Source organism: Stenotrophomonas sp. YJH_SMC_80 (genome assembly GCF_059372495.1).
Genome location: NZ_JCAFVP010000010.1, coordinates 66374 through 85671, shown reverse-complemented (window position 1 = coordinate 85671; position 19298 = coordinate 66374). Strand labels below are relative to the sequence as shown.

At 68.3% G+C, this 19298-nt stretch carries 21 protein-coding genes; 11 read left to right on the top strand and 10 right to left on the bottom strand.

What is annotated here, in order from left to right; all coding sequences use genetic code 11:
- Positions 1-276: 276 nt before the first annotated feature.
- The gene (gene dapB / locus AC5P99_RS15965; protein WP_169448676.1) at positions 277-996 is read right to left on the bottom strand and encodes a 4-hydroxy-tetrahydrodipicolinate reductase; all 720 of its coding nucleotides are present in this window, start codon (positions 994-996) and stop codon (positions 277-279) included.
- Positions 997-1086: 90 nt separating this feature from the next.
- On the opposite strand from dapB, the gene AC5P99_RS15960 reads away from it, so the two are divergent.
- The 4 genes from AC5P99_RS15960 to AC5P99_RS15945 all read left to right on the top strand — a co-directional run bounded on the left by AC5P99_RS15960 (position 1087) and on the right by AC5P99_RS15945 (position 3495).
- The gene (locus AC5P99_RS15960) at positions 1087-1848 is read left to right on the top strand and encodes a 3-oxoacyl-ACP reductase (RefSeq protein WP_425505340.1); all 762 of its coding nucleotides are present in this window, start codon (positions 1087-1089) and stop codon (positions 1846-1848) included.
- Positions 1849-1852: 4 nt separating this feature from the next.
- Positions 1853-2248 (top strand): MerR family transcriptional regulator, encoded by a 396-nt coding sequence (locus AC5P99_RS15955; RefSeq protein WP_012480067.1) that lies wholly within the window; start codon positions 1853-1855, stop codon positions 2246-2248.
- 55 nt (positions 2249-2303) lie between these two features.
- Positions 2304-2885, top strand: a complete 582-nt coding sequence (locus AC5P99_RS15950) for an NAD(P)H-dependent oxidoreductase (RefSeq protein WP_088436795.1) — start codon at positions 2304-2306, stop codon at positions 2883-2885.
- Positions 2886-3033: 148 nt separating this feature from the next.
- Positions 3034-3495, top strand: coding sequence for a DUF4304 domain-containing protein (locus AC5P99_RS15945; RefSeq protein WP_049431942.1), 462 nt, complete (start codon positions 3034-3036; stop codon positions 3493-3495).
- Positions 3496-3549: 54 nt separating this feature from the next.
- Here AC5P99_RS15945 and AC5P99_RS15940 read toward each other — a convergent pair whose 3' ends face one another.
- From AC5P99_RS15940 to AC5P99_RS15930, 3 genes are read right to left on the bottom strand one after another with little or no spacing between them, the layout of a single operon-like run.
- Positions 3550-3804, bottom strand: coding sequence for a DUF6587 family protein (locus AC5P99_RS15940; RefSeq protein ID WP_495213326.1), 255 nt, complete (start codon positions 3802-3804; stop codon positions 3550-3552).
- Complete coding sequence (feoB, locus tag AC5P99_RS15935; RefSeq protein ID WP_495213325.1) at positions 3804-5669, bottom strand: ferrous iron transport protein B; 1866 nt, start codon at positions 5667-5669, stop codon at positions 3804-3806. The genes AC5P99_RS15940 and feoB overlap by 1 nt, the downstream gene beginning before the upstream one ends.
- Positions 5666-5920, bottom strand: coding sequence for a FeoA family protein (locus AC5P99_RS15930; protein WP_005409473.1), 255 nt, complete (start codon positions 5918-5920; stop codon positions 5666-5668). Before AC5P99_RS15930 ends, feoB begins: the two co-directional genes overlap by 4 nt.
- A 119-nt stretch (positions 5921-6039) precedes the next feature.
- Between AC5P99_RS15930 and AC5P99_RS15925 the strand changes: the two genes are divergently transcribed.
- The 5 genes from AC5P99_RS15925 (at position 6040) to yeiP (ending at position 9612) form a co-directional block, all read left to right on the top strand.
- Positions 6040-6828: an enoyl-CoA hydratase/isomerase family protein gene (locus tag AC5P99_RS15925; protein WP_005409472.1), complete on the top strand. Its 789-nt coding sequence runs from the start codon at positions 6040-6042 to the stop codon at positions 6826-6828.
- A gap of 2 nt (positions 6829-6830) precedes the next feature.
- Positions 6831-7232, top strand: coding sequence for a VOC family protein (locus tag AC5P99_RS15920; RefSeq protein WP_005409471.1), 402 nt, complete (start codon positions 6831-6833; stop codon positions 7230-7232).
- Positions 7229-8125, top strand: a complete 897-nt coding sequence (locus AC5P99_RS15915; RefSeq protein WP_012480063.1) for a hydroxymethylglutaryl-CoA lyase — start codon at positions 7229-7231, stop codon at positions 8123-8125. Before AC5P99_RS15920 ends, AC5P99_RS15915 begins: the two co-directional genes overlap by 4 nt.
- Positions 8126-8225: 100 nt before the next feature.
- Positions 8226-8996 (top strand): SDR family oxidoreductase, encoded by a 771-nt coding sequence (locus AC5P99_RS15910; RefSeq protein WP_005409469.1) that lies wholly within the window; start codon positions 8226-8228, stop codon positions 8994-8996.
- Between the two features lie 49 nt (positions 8997-9045).
- Positions 9046-9612: an elongation factor P-like protein YeiP gene (gene yeiP, locus AC5P99_RS15905; protein WP_088436798.1), complete on the top strand. Its 567-nt coding sequence runs from the start codon at positions 9046-9048 to the stop codon at positions 9610-9612.
- Between the two features lie 154 nt (positions 9613-9766).
- On the opposite strand, the gene AC5P99_RS15900 is transcribed toward yeiP, so the two are convergent.
- From AC5P99_RS15900 to AC5P99_RS15885, 4 genes are all read right to left on the bottom strand, one after another.
- Positions 9767-10459, bottom strand: coding sequence for a COG3650 family protein (locus AC5P99_RS15900; RefSeq protein WP_005409467.1), 693 nt, complete (start codon positions 10457-10459; stop codon positions 9767-9769).
- 83 nt (positions 10460-10542) lie between these two features.
- Positions 10543-10935, bottom strand: coding sequence for a nuclear transport factor 2 family protein (locus tag AC5P99_RS15895; protein ID WP_495213324.1), 393 nt, complete (start codon positions 10933-10935; stop codon positions 10543-10545).
- Positions 10916-14065, bottom strand: a complete 3150-nt coding sequence (locus AC5P99_RS15890; RefSeq protein ID WP_164255515.1) for a multidrug efflux RND transporter permease subunit — start codon at positions 14063-14065, stop codon at positions 10916-10918. The genes AC5P99_RS15895 and AC5P99_RS15890 overlap by 20 nt, the downstream gene beginning before the upstream one ends.
- Before the next feature lie 36 nt (positions 14066-14101).
- Positions 14102-15247 carry an efflux RND transporter periplasmic adaptor subunit gene (locus tag AC5P99_RS15885; RefSeq protein WP_049448947.1) on the bottom strand — a complete coding sequence of 382 codons (1146 nt, stop codon included), beginning with the start codon at positions 15245-15247 and terminating at the stop codon, positions 14102-14104.
- Positions 15248-15376: 129 nt separating this feature from the next.
- Here AC5P99_RS15885 and AC5P99_RS15880 point away from each other — a divergent pair, with 129 nt between their 5' ends.
- Entirely contained in the window at positions 15377-16093 is a 717-nt protein-coding gene (locus AC5P99_RS15880; protein ID WP_005413196.1) for a response regulator, read from the top strand.
- Positions 16093-17169, top strand: a complete 1077-nt coding sequence (locus tag AC5P99_RS15875; RefSeq protein WP_005409462.1) for an ATP-binding protein — start codon at positions 16093-16095, stop codon at positions 17167-17169. Before AC5P99_RS15880 ends, AC5P99_RS15875 begins: the two co-directional genes overlap by 1 nt.
- Here AC5P99_RS15875 and AC5P99_RS15870 read toward each other — a convergent pair.
- Together AC5P99_RS15870 and AC5P99_RS15865 are read right to left on the bottom strand one after the other, a co-directional pair.
- The gene (locus AC5P99_RS15870; protein WP_495213323.1) at positions 17147-18943 is read right to left on the bottom strand and encodes a DUF7844 domain-containing protein; all 1797 of its coding nucleotides are present in this window, start codon (positions 18941-18943) and stop codon (positions 17147-17149) included. The two genes, AC5P99_RS15875 and AC5P99_RS15870, sit on opposite strands and share 23 nt — an antisense overlap.
- A gap of 34 nt (positions 18944-18977) precedes the next feature.
- Positions 18978-19277 (bottom strand): DUF2388 domain-containing protein, encoded by a 300-nt coding sequence (locus AC5P99_RS15865; protein WP_049447145.1) that lies wholly within the window; start codon positions 19275-19277, stop codon positions 18978-18980.
- Positions 19278-19298: the final 21 nt, after the last annotated feature.

The window sequence follows — 19298 nt, the reverse complement described above, 5'->3', positions numbered from 1 at the left end:
GAAGTCACGCCTGCGCTTCACGGAAATCCGGTTGCAAAAAAGCGCGGACGTGCGGTCTGGGACCGGTCCGGCTTTCGTGATTCGGCGAGTGCGAATTGTAGCGCTGCCGGGGCGCTCGCGCCAGCGGTTATCGCGCTTCATGAACGGGCGATTGCGCATTCATTTCAATCCGGCGGCGTATGCGGCACCCGCTACCGGGTAGTGCCGGCCGCTGGCCGGCAATCCCATTGGCGCCCCGTAACCCAAGGTTGCCGGCCAGCGGCCGGCACTACCGCCTTACGCCAGCAGGTCCCGTACCCGGTAGCTGCCCGGGGCGCGGCCCTGCAGCTGGCGGGCGGCGAACAGGGCGCCGCGGGCGAAAATGTCGCGGTTGGTGGCCCGGTGCACCAGCTCGATGCGCTCGCCCAGCCCGGTGAACTGGACCAGATGCTCGCCGACGATGTCACCAGCGCGCAGGCTGGCATAGTGCGGCTCCGCCCCGCCCCGCTGCGCGGCCGCGCCCAGGGTCAGCGCGGTGCCCGACGGCGCGTCCTTCTTCTGGGTGTGGTGCGATTCGACGATGTCACAGTCCCAGCCGGCCAGCGCCTGCGCCGCGCGCTCGACCAGCTCGTCCAGCACCGCCACGCCCAGGCTGAAGTTCGAGGCCCAGACCAGCGGGATCCTCGCCGCCGCTGCCTCCAGCGCCTGGCGCTGCGTGCTGGAGATGCCGGTAGTGCCCGAGACCAGCCCCGCACCACGTTCCACGCACAGTGCCAGCATCGGGTCGAAACCCTCCGGCAGGCTGAAGTCGATCGCCACATCGAACACCGGCGCGCCGGGCAGCTCACTGGCGCCGAAGAACGGCACGCCGTCGACCACGCGCTGTGCCGGCGCACGGCCGGTCACTGCGGCCACGATCTGCAGGGTTTCGGGATGTTCGGCGGCCAGCCGCAGCAGGGCCTGGCCCATGCGCCCGGAGGCACCGTGGATGAGCAATCGCAGGGGAGTCTGGTTCATGCCTGCAGGCTAGCGGCAGCACGCCCGCTCCGGCAAGCGCCATCGCTGCTACGCTGCATGCCCTTTCATGCAATGGATGGCAGTTCCCTCATGCATATCAGCGAACAGCTGGTGCTGGTCACCGGTGCCGGCCGCGGCCTTGGCCAGCACATCGCCCGCGCCTTCGCCGCCCAGGGCGCGCGCGTCATCATCAACTACCACCGAAGCGAAGGCGCCGCACGTGCTCTGGCTGCCGAGCTGGGCGGACAGGCGATCGCGCTGCCGGCCGATGTCACCGAGCGCGCCGAGGTCGATGCAATGCTGCAGCACGCCCTGGCCCACTTCGGCCAGGGCGTCACCACCGTAGTCAACAACGCACTGGCAGCGTTCTCGTTCAATGGTGATGCCCGCGACGGCGCCGCCGACATCGGCTGGCCGGCGTTCCAGGCGCAGTTCGAGGGCAGCGTGCGCGGCGCGCTGAACACCGTGCAGGCCGCCCTGCCTGGCATGCAGGCCCGTCGCTTCGGCCGCATCATCAACATCGGCACCAACCTGTTCCAGAACCCGGTGGTGCCCTACCACGACTACACCGCCGCCAAGGCCGCGCTACTGTCCCTCACGCGCACGCTAGCCGGCGACCTCGGCCCGCATGGCATCACCGTGAACATGTTGTCGGGCGGCCTGCTGCGCACCACCGATGCCAGCGCCGCCACGCCGGAAGCAGTGTTCGACTACATCGCCGCCAACACGCCACTGCGCAGCGTCACCACGCCGGCCGAGTTCGCCGATGCCGCGCTGTTCTTCGCCAGCCCCTGGTCGCGCGCGGTGACCGGTCAGAACCTGGTGGTCGATGGCGGGCTGGTGCGGGACTGAGTCGATGCGCATCTCCGAAGTCAGCCGCCTGACCGGCGCCAGTGCCAAGGCCATCCGCCTGTACGAGGCGCGCGGACTACTGCCGCCGGTGCCACGCCTGAACCGCTATCGCGACTACAGCGAACAGGACGTGGCCTGGGTGCAGCTGATCCGTCAGGCACTGGGGCTGGGCATCACCCTGGCCGCGATCTCACGCCTGCAGGGCCGCGATGGACGGCTCGACTGGCCAGCGGTACTGGCCTTGCTGGAGCAGCAGCGCGGCCGCATCGCCGACGAGCGGATGCGGCTGGCACAAGTCGAGCGCGACCTGCAGCTGGTCAGCGACGAACTGCAGCAGTGGCTGCACTCCGGCAGCGGCGACTGCATCCTGGAACCCAGCGGCTGCACCACCCCGGTTTGACTCTGCCCCTGGGGCAGACCCCAACCTCGCGCACTTTCCATTGCCCGAGGTTGCCGTGTCCCGCTCCATCCTGATCCTGCTCGGCCATCCTGACCGTAACAGCCTGTGCGGCGCCCTCGCCCAGCGCTATGCCACCGCCGCCGAAAACGCCGGCCACCGGGTGCGCCTGATCGCATTGGGCGACCTTGAATTCGACCCGGTGCTGCGCCACGGCTACCGCCAGATCCAGCCACTGGAAGCCGATCTGCAGGATGCCGCGGAAGCGATCGAGGCCTGCGATCACCTGGTGCTGGTCTACCCCACCTGGTGGGGCGCGATGCCGGCACTGCTGAAGGGCTTCTTCGATCGCGTGCTGCTGCCGGGGTACGCCTTCCGCTACCGGCGCGATTCGGTGTGGTGGGACCGGCTGCTGGCCGGGCGCAGCGCGCGGGTGATCACCACGCTGGATACGCCGCCCTGGTACTACCGCTGGATCTACCGCGACCCGGGCATCGCCCAGATCCGCGCCACCATCCTGCAGTTCTGCGGCATCCGCCCGGTGCGTGTCAGCCGCCTTGGCGCTGTACGCAGCAGTACAGCGGCACAACGCAGCAAGTGGCTGGCGCTGGCGGCGGAGCTGGGCTCACGGGCCAACTAGCCAGAAGAGCGTGCGAACCAAGGTTCGCACCCACCCGGGGCGTTCGCACGCACCTGGGGCGCTCGTTGCGGGTGTCGCGTTTACCAATTGACCGCCAGGCACCGCGCCTCAAGGCTGTGCCCCCCCTGTTCCGGCCCGGGCAAAGCCCATGAAATCCTCGACTGTCTTCAGCAAGTGCGCCAGGAAGACCGGCTTTGCCGGGACCACGACTACCCGCTACCGCTTGCTGGATGACGCCCTCCTTGTCGTGAATCACCAGCGTGCCAGCGAAAGCCGGGGTTTCTATGTGAATGCTGGACTCTACTTTCCAGAGCTGCTCAAGCATCCCCTCGCACCTGACGATCTTGAAACGGCTTTCAGGTACCGCTCCAGCATTCCCACGCCCCACGTCGACTGGCGGATCGAAGAGACACCAGGCCTGCGCCGGGCCTTCATCCAGCAGGATCTTGAAGACCTGCTGCAGGCTGGTAACCGCGACGGACTGAAAGCCCTGCTGCTCGATGCCCTTGCCGACGTGGCCGGCTTCGCGGCAACCCATGGGAACCGGGAATCGGTGCGGCGATTGAATCGGGATGGACGCTTCCGGGCGATCATCCGCAGAGAGGTCTGAACCCCGGAAGCGTGCGAACCAAGGTTCGCACCCACCAGCGCAGGAGAAGCAGCGTCAGTGCCGCTTCGGCGGAGTCGGCCCGCAGCTGTCGCAACCGCTACAGGCACCGCCACTTCCGCTTGCCGGTGGCGCGACCTTCCGCCCCAGCGCCTGCAGCCAGGCGGCACGGCCCGGCTTCAGCAGGGCCAGCGCCAACGCACCGCGCAGCTTGCGCACGGTACCGGGGAACTGCTTCTTCAGCACCACCCAGGCACTGACCAGCACGGCCACCGCGATGATCAGGTACTGGATCAGCAGGCCGGCATCCATCAGCCGCCTCCCAGCGCCCTGGTCACCTGGTAGGTGATCAGGGCGGCCACGTAGGCCGCCGCGAACAGGTAGAACGCAGCGAAGCCCATCTGTTTCCATGAGTTGGTCTCGCGCTTGATGGTGGCCAGCGTCGAGATGCACATCGGGGCGTAGATGTACCAGACCAGCAGCGACAGTGCGGTGGCCAGCGACCAGCCATCGCTGATCAGCGGGGTCAGTGCCTGGCTGGCGGCATCGTCATCGGCTGCCGACAGCGCATACACGGTGGCCAGCGAAGACACCGCCACTTCACGCGCGGCCAGGCCCGGGATCAGCGCGATGCAGATCTGCCAGTTGAAGCCCAGCGGCGCGAAGAACGCCGCCATCGCATGGCCGATCTGGCCGGCGTAGCTGTAATCGATCGCGGGCATGGTGGCCCCCGCCGGCGCTGCCGGGAACGACAACAGCACCCACAGCAGGATGGTCAGCGCCAGGATGATGCCGCCAACGCGCTTGAGGAAGATCATGCCGCGCTCGTACAGGCCGACCGCCAGGTCACGCACGTGCGGCAGGCGGTACGACGGCAGTTCCAGCATCAGCGGATGCTCGCTCTTGTCGCGGCGCCACTTCTTCATGATCCACGACATCGCCAGCGCGCTGAGGATGCCGGCCGCGTACAGGCCGAACAGCACCAGGCCCTGCTGGTTGAACACGCCCCATACCGTCTTCTGCGGAATGAACGCACCGATCAGCAGCGCGTACACCGGCAGGCGTGCGGAACAGGTCATCAGCGGCGCCACCAGGATCGTGGCCAGGCGGTCACGCGGGTCCTGGATGCTGCGGGTGGACATGATGCCCGGCACCGCGCAGGCGAAGCTGGACAGCAGCGGGATGAACGAGCGACCGGACAGGCCGGCGGCGGCCATCATGCGGTCGAGCAGGAACGCCGCACGCGGCAGGTAGCCGGATTCCTCCAGCACCAGGATGAAGAAGAACAGGATCAGGATCTGCGGCAGGAACACCACCACGCCACCGACACCGGCGATGATGCCGTCGGTCAGCAGGCTGGCCAGCGGGCCTTCCGGCAGCATGCTGCCGACGAAGGCGCCGAGCCAGGCGAAACCGGCCTCGATGGCGTCCATCAGCGGCGTCGCCCAGGCGTACACGGCCTGGAAGATCAGGAACATCACCACCGCCAGGCTGACCAGGCCGAACACCGGGTGCAGCAGCCAGCGGTCCAGCGCGTCGTCGATCTTCGCGGTCCGCGCCGGCATGCGCACGGCCACCGACAGGATCTCGCGCACCTTGGCGTGGTAATCGATGCCACTTTCCGGGCCCGGCACCGGCGCATCCAGGTGCGGGACCATCGCATCCAGGCGTTCGACCAGGGCCTTGGCGCCCTGCTTGCGCACCGCCACGGTCTCCACTACCGGCACGCCCAGCTCGCGCTCCAGCGCGGCCACATCCACCTGGATGCCACGGCGCTGGGCCGCATCAACCATGTTCAGCGCCACCACCATCGGCTTGCCCAGCTCGCGCAGTTCCAGCGCGAAACGCAGGTGCAGGCGCAGGTTGGTGGCGTCGATCACGCACAGCAGCACGTCCGGCGCGGCTTCGCCAGGGTAGAAGCCCCGGCACAGGTCACGGGTGATCGCCTCGTCCAGGCTGGCCGGATGCAGGCTGTAGGCGCCCGGCAGGTCGAGCACCGCGAATTCACGGCCGGACGGCGCACGCAGGCGGCCTTCCTTGCGCTCGACGGTGACGCCGGTGTAGTTGGCAACCTTCTGCCGGCTGCCGGTCAGCTGGTTGAACAGTGCGGTCTTGCCGCTGTTGGGGTTACCGACCAGCGCAACGCGCAGCGGGGCGGTAGTGGCAGTAGCAGTCATGCGCGTCGTTCCTGGCTGGCGGCGTCGACCACGACCCGCTTGGCTTCACTGATCCGCAGCGCGAAACGGGTGAACCCGACCTGCACCAGCAGCGGCTCTCCCCCCACCGGACCCTTGGCCACCAGGCGCACTTCCTCGCCCTTCACGAAACCCAGCTCGCGCAGGCGACGGGCGATGGCATCGTTGGCATGCAGGTCCTGCACGGACTCGACCACGGCCGAGGTGTGCAGCGGCAGTTCGGACAGCGTCATCTAGCGTGTTCTCTGCTGGATGTAAATGGTTCTCGATTCTAACATTCCCGCGTCGCGTCATGGCCCATGACCAATGGCCCGCTATGATCCATACAGGTATGGAGTGACCCTGGAATCCCATGAACGATGCTTTGCAGATCGAGCGCAGCGGCGCCGTCCTCACCCTCTGGCTGAACCGGCCGGAGCTGCACAACGCCTTTGACGCCGGGCTGATCGCCCGGCTGACCGCCGCACTGGAGGCCGCCGGCCACGATGCTTCGGTGCGCGCGGTGGTGCTGGCCGGCCACGGCGCCTCCTTCTCGGCCGGTGCCGACATGCAGTGGATGCGCGGCATGGCGGCAGCCAGCGAAGCCGATAACCGCGAGGACTCGCTGGCCCTGGCCCGGCTGATGCGCACCCTGGACGAGCTGCCCAAGCCGACCCTGGCCCGGGTCCACGGCGCGGCCTTCGGTGGCGGCGTCGGCCTGGTCGCCTGCTGCGACATTGCCATCGCCAGCACCTCGGCCCGTTTCGGCCTGACCGAAAGCCGCCTGGGCTTGCTGCCGGCGGTGATCTCGCCCTATGTGATCGAGGCCATCGGCCCGCGCCAGGCCCGCCGCTGGTTCGCCACCGGCGAGCATTTCGACGCCGACACCGCGCTGCGCATCGGCCTGGTCCACCAGCTGGTCGAGCCCGAACGCCTGGACGAGGCCGTGCAACGCCAGCTGGCCCTGCTCGACAAGGCCGGCCCGATCGCCTCGTCCACCGCCAAGCAACTGGTCCGCCAGGTCCGCGACAGCCATGACCGCGACACCCTGGATCGCGATAATGCCGCCCTGATCGCGCGCCTGCGGGTGTCGGCCGAGGGCCAGGAAGGCCTGGGCGCCTTCCTCGACAAGCGCGCCCCCCATTGGGTCACGGAAGCCTGAACATGCTCGATCATCTTGGTTTGACCAGCGCCGACCTGGCGCGCAGCAAGGCCTTCTTCCTGCAGGCACTGGCGCCGCTGCAGATCGGCGTGGTGATGGAAGTGACCGCCGAACAGACCGGCGCGCACGACCACATCGGCTTCGGCAGCGACGGCAAGCCGTTCTTCTGGCTTGGCAATGGTGGCACCGCCAGCCATGGCGTGCATGTGGCCTTCGCCTGCGCCAGCCGCGACCAGGTGGACGCCTTCCATGCCGCCGCCCTCGCCGCCGGTGGCCGCGACAACGGCGCCCCGGGCCTGCGCCCGTGGTATCACCCGGACTACTACGGCGCCTTCGTGCTGGACCCGGATGGCAACAACATCGAGGCGGTCTGCCACCGCCCTGCCAATGGGGCAACCGCATGAGCGACTACGTCCGCATCGTCGAGGTCGGGCCGCGTGACGGCCTGCAGAACGAAAAGCAGTCGGTCTCCACCGGCGACAAGATCGAACTGATCAACCGCCTGTCGGCCACCGGCCTGCGCAGCATCGAGGCGACCAGCTTCGTCAGCCCGAAGTGGATCCCGCAGCTGGCCGATGCCGCCGAGGTCTACGCCGGCATCCAGCGCCGGCCCGGCATCCACTACCCGGTACTGGTGCCGAACGAACAGGGCTACGACCGCGCCCGTGCGGTGGGCGTCGAGGAAGTAGCGGTGTTCACCGCCGCGTCCGAGGCGTTCAACCGCACCAACACCAATGCCGGCATCGACGAGTCGCTGGCCCGCTTTGAGCCGATCCTGCGCCGCGCCGCCGCCGATGGCGTGCGCGTGCGCGGCTACGTCTCCACCGTGCTCGGCTGCCCCTACCAGGGCGAAGTGCCGCTGGCTGATGTGGTGCGCGTTGCTCGCGCCCTGCACCAGATGGGCTGTTACGAAATCTCGCTGGGCGACACCATCGGCGTCGGCACCCCACGCAAGGCACGGGCGATGCTGCAGGCGGTCGCTGCCGAGATTCCGATGGAAGCACTGGCCGTGCACTTCCACGATACGTACGGCCAGGCCATCGCCAACATCGCCACCTGCCTGGAAGCAGGCGTGCGCGTGGTCGACAGTGCGGTGTCGGGTGCCGGTGGCTGCCCGTATGCCAAGGGCGCCAGCGGCAATGTGGCCAGCGAAGACGTGGTCTACCTGCTGCAGGGCCTCGGCCTGGACAGCGGCGTGGACCTGCCGGCACTGGCCGAGACCGGCCGCTGGCTGGCCGGCCTGCTCGGCCGCGCCACCGCCAGCCGCACCGGGCAGGCGCTGGCCGCCGCCGGTTGACCGCCGCACTGCGCCGCCCCGCAAAGGCGGCGCAGTGCACAACAGCGGCGGTCGCGGCTTCCGTTAGAATCGGCGGTTCTCGAACCTGCAGGACCGTTCAATGCAGCTGTCTTCCGTACGTGCCGTGATCACTGGCGGCGTCTCCGGCCTCGGCCTGGCCGTGGCCCAGCACCTCGTCGCCCAGGGCGGCAAGGTGGCCCTGTTCGACCTCAACGACGACAAGGGCGCTGCCGCCATTGCCGGGCTGGGTGCCGACAAGGCCCGCTATTTCAACGTCAACGTCAGCGATGAGGCGGCGGTGACCGCGGCCATCGACCAGGCCCACGATTTCCTCGGCGGCCTGAACGTGGCGATGAACTGCGCCGGCATCCTGGGCGCCGGCCGCGTGCTGGGCAAGGAAGGCCCGATGCCGCTGGCCGGCTTCCAGGGCACGGTGATGGTGAACCTGGTCGGCAGCTTCAACGTGGCCAAGGCCGCGGCCAACCGCATGCAGCACAACGAAGCGGGCACCGACGGCGAGCGCGGCGTGATCATCAACACCGCCAGCATCGCCGCCTATGAAGGCCAGATCGGCCAGGCCGCGTATGCCGCCAGCAAGGGCGGCGTGGTCTCGATGACGCTGCCGATGGCACGCGAACTGTCGCGCTTCGGCATCCGCGTCAATACGATTGCTCCCGGCGTGTTCTGGACGCCGATGGTCGACGGCATGCCCGAAGCCGTGCAGCAGTCGCTGGCCGCCTCGATTCCGTTCCCGTCACGCCTGGGCAAGCCGGAAGACTTCGCCAGCCTGGTCGGCTTCATCCTCGGCAACACCTACCTCAACGGCGAGACCATCCGCCTGGACGGCGCTACCCGCCTCGCTCCGAAGTGATTCCCCACGGGCGCCGGGACGGCGCCCTCCCCCAACGACCTAGATCACCATGAAAGCCAACGACATCAAGAAGGGCAACGTCGTCGAGTACAACAACGGCGTGTATCAGATCCGCGACATCGAGCGCAGCTCGCCGCAGGGTCGCGGCGGCAACGTCCGCTTCCGCTTCATCATGTACAGCGTGCCGGGCGGCAACAAGCTCGACGCCAGCTTCGATGCCGACGACAACCTGGTCGAGGTCGAACTGCTGCGCCGCCAGTCCACCTATTCGTACAAGGACGGCGACGCCTTCGTCTTCCTCGATGACGAGGACTACACCCCCTACACCCTGGATGCGGACGTGATCGGCGACGACGCCGGCTACATCACCGACGGCCTGGCCGGCATCTACGTGCAGGTCATCGACGAGCAGCCGGTGGCGATCCAGCTGCCGGCCTCGGTGGTGCTGGAAGTGATCGAGACGCCGCCGGAACTGAAGGGTGGCACCGCCACCAAGCGCCCGAAGCCGGCCAAGCTCAACACCGGCATCGAGATCATGGTGCCGGAGTACATCGTCAACGGCGAACGCGTGCTGGTGAACACCGCCACCGGCGAATTCGCGGGCCGTGCCGACTAATCGCCTCGCGCTGATCGGCTGCCTGTCCCTGCCTGCGGCGCATTCGCCGCAGGCAGGCCATCGGATGTAGCAGTCGTGTAGCACCGAGCCCACGCTCGGCTGCTGTGCGTTGGACAGGGACTGCAGCCGAGCGTGGCTCGGCTCTACAGGTAGCTTACGGCTGCTTCGCGCCGAAATTGCCGCAGCCGTGGTACTGGCGGGTGCCGATGGTCAGGTTCACCTTGGCATCGAACGCCTCGCCACTCATGTCGTCCTGGCAGGTCGTGCGCTGGAAGCTGAGCTTGACGTCGGTGCCATCGGACGCCTTGCCACTCCAGCCGTCAGCACCTGCGGTGGGCTGGGCGACATCGAAACGACGCTCACCGTAATCCACTTCCACCTGCAGGCCTGGCGTGTCGCCGTCGACAACCGCCAGCCAGCCGGGCTCATTGCCGGTGGCACGGAATGCGGCATTGCCGGCGCTGCCATCGCCTTCAGTGGCTTCGACCGCATGGCACTCTCGGTCCGCCTCGCCCTTCAGGCTCAACAGGCCGTCATCGCTGCCCTTGGTCCAGAAGCTGTTGCCCTGGCCATCGCCATACCTGGCGCCGGATGCCGCGCGTTCGGAGGTCATGGCGAAGGTACGGTCGCCGATCACCACCGTGGCTGCATCCTCGCCATTGAAGGTCGCGCGCACGCTCAGATCACCACACTGGTAGGCGGTCTCGCTGCCACCTTCGGTGCTGGCGCTCGGCTGCGGCGCGGCAGGCGCGGCATCATTGCCGCTCGCAGCGGGCGGCTGGGCCGGCTGGCACGCGGCCAGCACCAACCCGAGGGAGGCTGCCAACAGACTGGGAACTACACGCATGGCTCGACTCCTTGTCGACACTACAGAGAGGCTCGACCCTACCACCTGTCGGTGAGCGGGGCCTGAAAGCGGCCTGACCGCGCTCATGCGGCCAGTACCGCCATCGACAACAGCTGCGCGCCGCTTTCGCCGGAACTGCAGGTCCACACCCGCAGCAGGCGCAGTTTCAGCTCGCGCTCCTGGCCCTGCCCGCGCACCGACAAGCGCACGTCGCTGGACAACAATGCCAAGCGCCCGCACAGCAGCGTTTCCACCGCGTACGACTGCAGGCTGCGCACCTGCAGGTTTCCGGCCAGCCAGTCGCCCAGCCACGGCAGGTCGAGCAAGCGTCCGCCCTGCCCGTCCATCATGAACAATGCCGGCGATACCAGCGTGGTCAGCGCATCGTGGTCGTCATCCAGCAATGCCTGCCGCAGGCGCTGTTCCAGCGCTGCCAACTGCCGCTCATGCAGGTCTTCAACGATGTCCCGTTCCATCCACGGATCCTTCCGGCATCGGCCGGCGCCTGCGCAGGCGTTGCGCGATCCACTGCCGCGCGCCCTGCACCACTACATAGAAGACCGGCACGAAGAACACCGCCAGCACCGTCGCACTGACCATGCCGCCGAACACACCGGTTCCAATCGCCTGCTGGGTTTCCTTCGACGCGCCCTGCGCCAGCATCAGCGGCACCACGCCCAGCGCGAATGCCAACGAGGTCATCACGATCGGCCGCAGGCGCAGCCGCGCCGCCTCCAGCGCTGCTTCAACCAGGCCGCGACCCTGCTGCTGCAGCTGGCGCGCGAACTCGACGATGAGGATCGCGTTCTTCGCCGACAGCCCGATCACGGTGATCATGCCGACCTTGAAGAACACGTCGTTGGGCATGCCCCGCAACAGCACCGCAGCAACCGCACCGAGCAGGCCCAGCGGCACCACCAGCATCACCGCCAGCGGGATCGACCAGCTCTCGTACAGTGCCGCCAGCACCAGGAACACCACCAGCATCGACAACAGCAGCAACCACGGCGCCTGCGCACCGGACTCGCGCTCCTGCAGCGACTGGCTGGTCCACTGCAGGGCAAAACCGGACGGCAGCTTCTCCGCCAACCGCTCCATCTCCGCCATGGCCTGGCCGGTCGACACGCCGGAGGCCGGTGCGCCGGACAGGTTCAGCGCCGGGAAGCCGAGATAGCGCTGCAGCTGCAGCGGCGCCTCGGTCCAGTGCGGCGTCACCAGCTCCGACAACGCCACCATGCCGCCTTCGCTGTTGCGCACGTACAGCTTCAGCACGTCCTCCAGCTCCATCCGGTGGGGTGCATCGGCCTGCAGGATCACCTGCTGCAGCCGCCCCTTGTTGGGGAAGTCGTTGACGTACTGCGAGCCCATCGCCGCCGACAGCGTGCTGCTGATCTGCTCGAACCCCACGCCCATCGCCTCGGCCTTGGCGCGATCGATGTCCAGCCGCACGCTGGTACCTGCCGGCAGGCCATCGGCATGCACCTCCGACAGCAGCGGACTGGCCTCGGCCAGCTTCAGCAGCTGCTGCAGGGCCGCACGCAGTTCGGCCTGGCTCTGCCCGGTGCGCGCCTGCAGCGCCAGCGAGAAGCCGGACGAACGGCCCAGGCTGTCGATCGCCGGCGGCATCACGCTCATCACCTCGCCCTCGGCAATCGTCGCCATCGCCTTCTGCGCGGCCTCCACTTCGCCGGCCGCGGTGGCCCCTGCACGCTCGCCCCAGTCCTTCAGCATCGTGTAGGTCAGCGCCGCGCTCGGGCCGGAACCGGAGAAGCTGTAGCCGAGGATCGACTGGTTGGAGCCGATGCCCGGGCGTGACGCCACGTGCCGTTCGTAGGCTTCGACCACGGCCAGCGTGCGTTCGGCGGTGGCTTCGGCCGGCAGCTGGATCGAGGTCATGAAGTAGCCCTGGTCCTCTTCCGGCAGGAAGGCGCCCGGCAGCCAGTGCAGGCCCAGCAGCAGCGCCGCCACCAGCGCGGCGAACACGCCCATCACCCGCCCGCTCCGCTGCAGCACCGACGCCACGCCACGCTGGTAGCGCCCGGTCATCTTCTCGAAGCCACGATTGAAGGCGCCGAACAGACCGCCCCGACCATGGTGGCCATGGGTGTTCGGGCGCAGCAGGGTCGCGCACAGCGCCGGCGTCAGGCTCAATGCCAGCAGCGCCGAGAACAGGATCGACACCGCCATCGCCACGGTGAACTGGCGGTAGATCGCGCCCACCGAGCCGCTGGCCAGCGCCATCGGAATGAACACCGCAGTCAGCACCAGGGTGATGCCGATCACCGCACCGGTCAGTTCGCGCATCGCCTTGATGGTGGCCTCGCGCGGCGGCAGGCCTTCCTCGGCCATGATCCGTTCCACGCCCTCGACCACCACGATGGCGTCGTCGACGATGATGCCGATTGCCAGCACCATGCCGAACATGGTCAGCACATTGATCGAGAAGCCCAGCGCCAGCATCACCGCGAAGGTGCCCAGCAACGCGATCGGTGCGACCAGTGCCGGAATCAGCGTGTAGCGCCAGTTCTGCAGAAACAGGTACATCACTGCGAACACCAGCAGCATCGCCTCCAGCAGCGTCTGCACCACCTTCTGGATCGAGATCTTGACGAACGGCGCGGTGTCGAACGGAATGCTCGATTCCACGCCGCGCGGCAGCAGCGGCGCCAGTTCGGCCATGCGCTCACGCACCGCCGACGCGGTACGCACCGCGTTCGCGCCAGGACGCAGCTGCACGCCGGCGGCGGTGGCCGGATGGCCATCCTCGCGGGTGCCCCAGGCATAGCTCTGCGCGCCCAGTTCAACGCGGGCGACATCGCCCAGCACCACCCGCGAGCCGTCGGCCCCGGCGCGCAGCACGATGGCAGCGAACTGCTCCGGCGTGGACAGCTGGCCATCGGCACTCAGCGGCACGGTGATGCGCTGGCCTGGAACACCCGGCGAATCACCAATGCGTCCCGGCGAGATCTCCAGGTTCTGCTGCTCGATGGCGGTGGCCACATCGCCCATGGTCAGGCCGTAGCCGGTCAACCGGGTCGGGTCCAGCCACACGCGCATCGCCTGCTCGGCACCGAACAGCTGCACGCGGCCGACGCCATCGATGCGGCGCAGCTCCTCGATGATGTTGCGCGCCATGAAGTCGCCCAGTGCGGCCTCGCTGACGCTGGCATCCGGCGAACGCAGGCCGACCAGCATCAGGAAGCCGGAATCGGCGGCCTCCACGAACAGGCCGTTCTGGCGCACGCTGCGCGGCAGGCGCGGCTCGATCGCCTTGATCCGGTTCTGCACGTCCACCTGCGCCAGCTCCGGGTTGGTACCCGGCTTGAAGGTCGCAGTGATCGAGGCTTCGCCGGACGTGTCCACCGACGACTCGAAGTACAGCAGGTGCTTGACGCTGGACAGCTCGCGCTCGATCAGGCCGACCACCGCGTCATTCAGCGTCTGCGGGCTCGCACCCGGGTAACTGGCATAGATGCTGACGCTGGGCGGGGCAACCGCCGGATAGCGCTCCACCGCCAGCCGCGGGATCGCCAGCACACCGGCCAGGATGATGAAGATCGCCAGCACCCAGGCGAACACCGGGCGATCGATGAAGAAACGTGCCATGTTGGATTTTCCTGGAGGGACCGGCCCGGTAGAGGCTCAGCCCTTGCTGCCGGCCTGCACCGCGCCGGCGCTGGCGACCGGCATCTGCCAGTCGCGCGCATCGACCACCACGCCTTCCTGCAGGCGTTCCTGGCCTTCGACCACCACCTTTTCGCCCACCTTCAGGCCGGTGCGCACCAGCCATTGGCGATCGACACTACCGTCCACTTCCAGCGTGCGGATCACCGCCTTGCCATCGCCACCGATCACCCAGGCATAGGCCTGGCCACCGGCACTGCGCAGCACGGCCTGCTGTGGCACGGTCAGTGCGCTGGCCGGCGCACCCCGCGGCACCTTCGCGCGCACGTACATGCCGGGCAGCAGCTGGCGCTGCGGGTTGTCGACCAGGATGCGCAGGATCACATCACCGGTGCGCGCATCGACATTGATACCGGAGAACAGCATCTGGCCACGTTCGGGCAGTGGCTTGCCGGCCGCACCGATGATCGTCACCGGCAGCTCGCCGCCACCGGCACTGCGTTGCAGCGACTCGAGCTGCGCCGCTGGCTGGCGCACATCGACGTAGACCTGGTCGATCTGCTGCACCACCGCCATCGGCTCGGCATCGGCCACGCCGACCAGTGCACCTTCGGTCACCAGGGCCTGGTCGATGCGACCGGCAATCGGTGCACTGACCGTTGCATAGCGCAGGTCGAGCTGGCGGCGGGCCAGGATCGCGCGCGCCTCGTTCACCGCGGCACGGGCCTGTTCGTACTCGGCACTGGCATCGTCGCGGTGCTGCTGGCTGACCGCCTGCGCGGCCGCCAGCGCATGCAGGCGCTGCGACTGCACGCGACTGCGGCCCAGGGCTGCCTCACTGCGCTGCAGCGCGGCCAGTGCCGAGTCAACATCGGCACGGAACGCCGCCGGATCGATCTGGAACAGGGCCTGGCCGGCGCGCACTTCCGCACCCTGCTCAAACAGCCGGCGCTGCACGATGCCGCCCACCTGGGCACGGATCTGTGCGGTGCGTACGGCGGCCACGCGGCCGGGCAGTTCGTCATCGCGCTGCACGAACTGCGGGCCGACCGTGACCACGCTGACGCGCGGTGCCGCTTCGGGCGTGGCTTCGGGGGCGGAGCAGGCCGTCATGGCCAGGGCGAGGGCCGCGATCAACGCGACCGGAGTCCTGAAGGTTCTCATTGCTGTGCACAATGCCGCGCGGGCGGCTGATAGGTTCTGAAGCGTGCAGTCTGCGGGGCGATGATGGGGTTTCGATGGAGGAACTGTGGAGATACGATGGAGGCAAGCACCTTAAGGCCCCGCCCCTGCATGCATGCCTCCCCTGCCCTCGCCGCCCTCGTCCTGATCGTCGAGGATGAGGCCGAGATCGCCGATATTCTTACCGCCTACCTGGAACGCGAAGGACTACGCACCCTGCGTGCCGCCGATGGCCACAGTGCACTGGACCTGCACCGCAGCGCCCGCCCCGACCTGGTCCTGCTCGACGTACAACTGCCGCGGCTGGATGGCTGGAGCGTACTGACCCAGCTGCGCCAGCGCGGCGAAACGCCGGTGATCATGCTGACCGCGCTGGACCAGGACCTGGACAAGCTGACTGCGCTGCGCATGGGCGCCGACGACTACGTCGTCAAGCCGTTCAATCCAGCCGAAGTGGCAGCGCGCGTGCGCGCCGTGCTGCGGCGTACGCTGCGTGGCTCGCGCGTGGACGCACCGACCGCACTGCGCGCGGGCCCGTTGCTGATCGACTCGGCCACCCATGCCGTGCATGTGGAAGGCGACGGCTACAGCCACGAAGTGCTGCTCACCCTCACCGAGTTCAAGCTGCTGCACTGCATGGCGCTGGCGCCGACCCGCATCTTCAGCCGCAGCGAACTGATGCACGAATGCCTGCCGGAAAGCGAGGCGCTGGAGCGCACGGTCGACAGCCATGTCAGCAAGCTGCGCCGCAAGCTGGATGAAGTGGGCATGGTCAATGTTCCGGCCAGCGTGCGCGGTGTCGGCTACCGGTTGATGGCCGACCGCTGATGGCCCGCCTGCGCCGCTCCGGGCTCAGTCGCCACATCATCGTCTCGATGTCGCTGATGGTGATCGGCGTCATCGTGATGATGATCCTGTCGTCGTGGCTGCTGTACGCGGTGCTGGTCGAGTTCTTCCCCGGCAGTGCCGAAGAGCCGGAAAGCTGGCTGCCGACCGGGCCTGAGCTGGCATGGATGGTCGGGGTGATCCTGACCGGCCTGGCACTGGCCATCGCCGCCTCGTTCCGTCTTGCCCATCGCATCCTGTCGCCGCTGAATTCACTGGTTGACAGCGTGCGCGCGCTTGCCGGCGGCGACCTCGGTGCGCGCGCCAGCGCCCAGGAAAACTCGCCCGGCGAAGTGGCCACCCTGGTCGAGGATTTCAATGCGATGGCGCGCCGCCTGCAGCACATGGAGAGCGAGCGCGCGATGTGGCATGCGGCCATTGCCCATGAACTGCGGACTCCGGTGACGATCCTGCGTGGTCGCCTGCAGGGGCTGGCCGAGGGCGTGTTCCAACCAGACGAATCCCAGTTCCGCAGCCTGCTGGCACAGGTCGAAGGCCTCTCACGCCTGATCGAGGATCTACGCGTGTTGAGCCTGTCCGACAACGCGCGGTTGGACGTACGCCGCGCACGCACCGACGTGGTGGCCGAAGTGCATTCGGTGATGACCCTGGTCGACCCGCAGTTCCGCGCCGCCGGCTTCGTGCTGGAGCTGGAAACCAGCCGCGAGGAACACAACGCGCACTGTGACCCGACACGCTTGCGCCAGGCCCTGCTGGCACTGCTGGAGAATGCGCGCCGCTACGCCAGCCCGGGCAAGGTGCGGATTGCCGTGCACGACACGCCCGGACACGTGCAGGTGGCGATCGAGGACGAAGGCCCGGGCATCGACCCGGAACTTCACACCGACATCTTCACTCCGTTCATGCGTGCCGACGGCTCGCGCTCGCGCCAGGGCGGCGGCAGCGGGCTGGGCCTGGCGGTGGTCAAGGCCATCGCCGATGCACATGGCGGGCGCGTCTACTGCACGCCCGGCAGCGCCGGCGGCAGCCGCTTCGTCATCGAGCTTCCGCGCCAGTAGCCGGCAGCCTGGCCTGTTCGCGCAGGTGCGCGCCGAGTGTGGTCAGATTGGCGTCGATCGCATCCATTTCGTCGCGCTGCGGCGCCGGCAGCGTCTGGCGCAGCTGTACGCGCAGCGCCTGCCACGCCGGCACCGCCTGCGCACTGGCGGTGGCCACGACCTCGGACAACAGCGCCTGCTCATCGGCAAGCGGCAACCCGTAGCCATCGTCGACCAGCAGCGTACCCGGGCGCAGCCATTGCCCACCCTGCTCCAGCAGCTGGCGCAGGCCGCGCGTCTCGGCACTGTCCGGTGCCGCCAGCAGGCGCCGTTTCAGCACATCGCGCGCGCGCAGTTCGGCGCGGCGTTGCGCAGCCTGTTCCAGCAGCAGCAGCCCGGCGCTGGCACGCAGGTCACCCTGCAGCAGCCAGGGCGCACGCTGCTGTGCGGGCAGCTTCAGCCAGGCGCGCACATCGCGCACCGGCAGATCCAGCTGCGAAGCCGCCACATCGAACAACTGCTGGTAATGGTCGCGCGCCGAAGCGAAGTAGTAGCCCTGCGCCTGCGCTGAATCCCGATCAGCCAGCACCTGCTCATCCAGTACCTGCAATCGCGCCAGCCGGCGCTTCAACCCGCGCGGACTCAGCTGGGCCAGCCCGGCCTCCCCCAGGCGCGGCACACCCGCCTGCAGCAGCTTTGCGGTTTCCACCGCGCAGTTGTTGCTGACGAAGTAATAGCGCCCGTCATAGCTCCAGTGCACCTGTGCAGTGCGCTCGAGCAGGCCGGCGATCTCGCCGGGCGACAACTGCAACGGCAGCGACTGCAACCCACGCAGTTCCACCTTGGCGTACTCGTCCACCACCTGCTGCAGCGGCAGCACGAACAGGCGCGAGGGATAGCCGCCGGTCAGGCCACGCCAGTTGGAAATCTGCACATCACCTACGAATGCGCGGAACGACAGCACGCGGTGGTACTCCAGGTCCAGGCGGCAGTCCGGCCCCAGCGCACGGCCCGGCCGGCAGATCACCAGCCGCAGCATGCTGTGCCCCCAGCGGCTCATCGGCTGCGCACTGCCTTCGGCGAACAGGTAGTCCACGGCGTAGACGCGCGAAGGATCGAGCTGCAGCAGCGATGCGGCGCCCTCTTCCGATTCGGCCTGCAGCAATGGCAACGTGGCCGCGCAGTGCGACTGCGGCAGCGATGGCGGGGTTCCGAAATGGGCCTGGTACCACTGCGCCAGCGCCGGGCGCCGGCAGGCAAACTCGCTGTCGAGCACGAAATGCTCGGCGTTCACTGCCAGGTACTCGGCCGGATCCTTCAGTTCATAGGCATCCGGACTACGGTCACGGAAGTCGTTGCCACCACGGCCGAGATGCCAGGGCTTGCGCTGCCATCCGGCCAGGTCGCGCCACCGCGCACTGCGCGACCAGTTCGCGCCGCTACGGTCTGCAACATGGGTCAGTTCATGCACCAGCGCGCTGCGTCGTGCACGGCGTGCGCCGGGCACGGCGTCATCCAGCAGCTCGCGACGCAGGTCGATGCGGGCGGCGAAAGCGCGACCGTGCACATCGGCCGGCAGATGGTCGCTCCAGCGCACCTGCACGTGTGCTGGCAGTGCGCGCAGCAGGCCATCTGGCAGCAGGGACTGCACATCGGCCAGGGTCTGCATCGCCACCTGCTGCTGTGCAGGGCTCAGCCCTTCCGGATCCAGGCGCAGGTCTCCGCTGGCATGTGCGGCCGGAACGGCCAGCAGTAGAGCCAGGCCATGCCTGGCTGCGTTCCGTGCAGATGTCATGGCGTTGCCAGCCAGCGGCCGGCACTACCCGGGATCAACGCGCCAGCAGCGCGCGGGCCAGTTCCAGGTCGCTCTGCTGCTGCGCGGCAGCGCTCTGCTCACGCAGGTGCACCAGTGCGGCCTGCAGGCGGGCGCCACGGATCTGGCCATCGCTGGCGACGAACGCAGCGGCATCGTCGCGTGCAGCCAGCACCACCTTGTCGTCACCCGAGCTGCTGCCCGAGGATCCCGAGGAAGCACCGGTGGCGGAACCGGCCGAGGTGCCGGCGAAGCTGGAAGCGAAGCCGGCCAGCGGCAGGGACAGCAGGGCGAGCAGCAGAAGCGGACGGGTCATCGGTTCGAAGCCGGTTGTGAG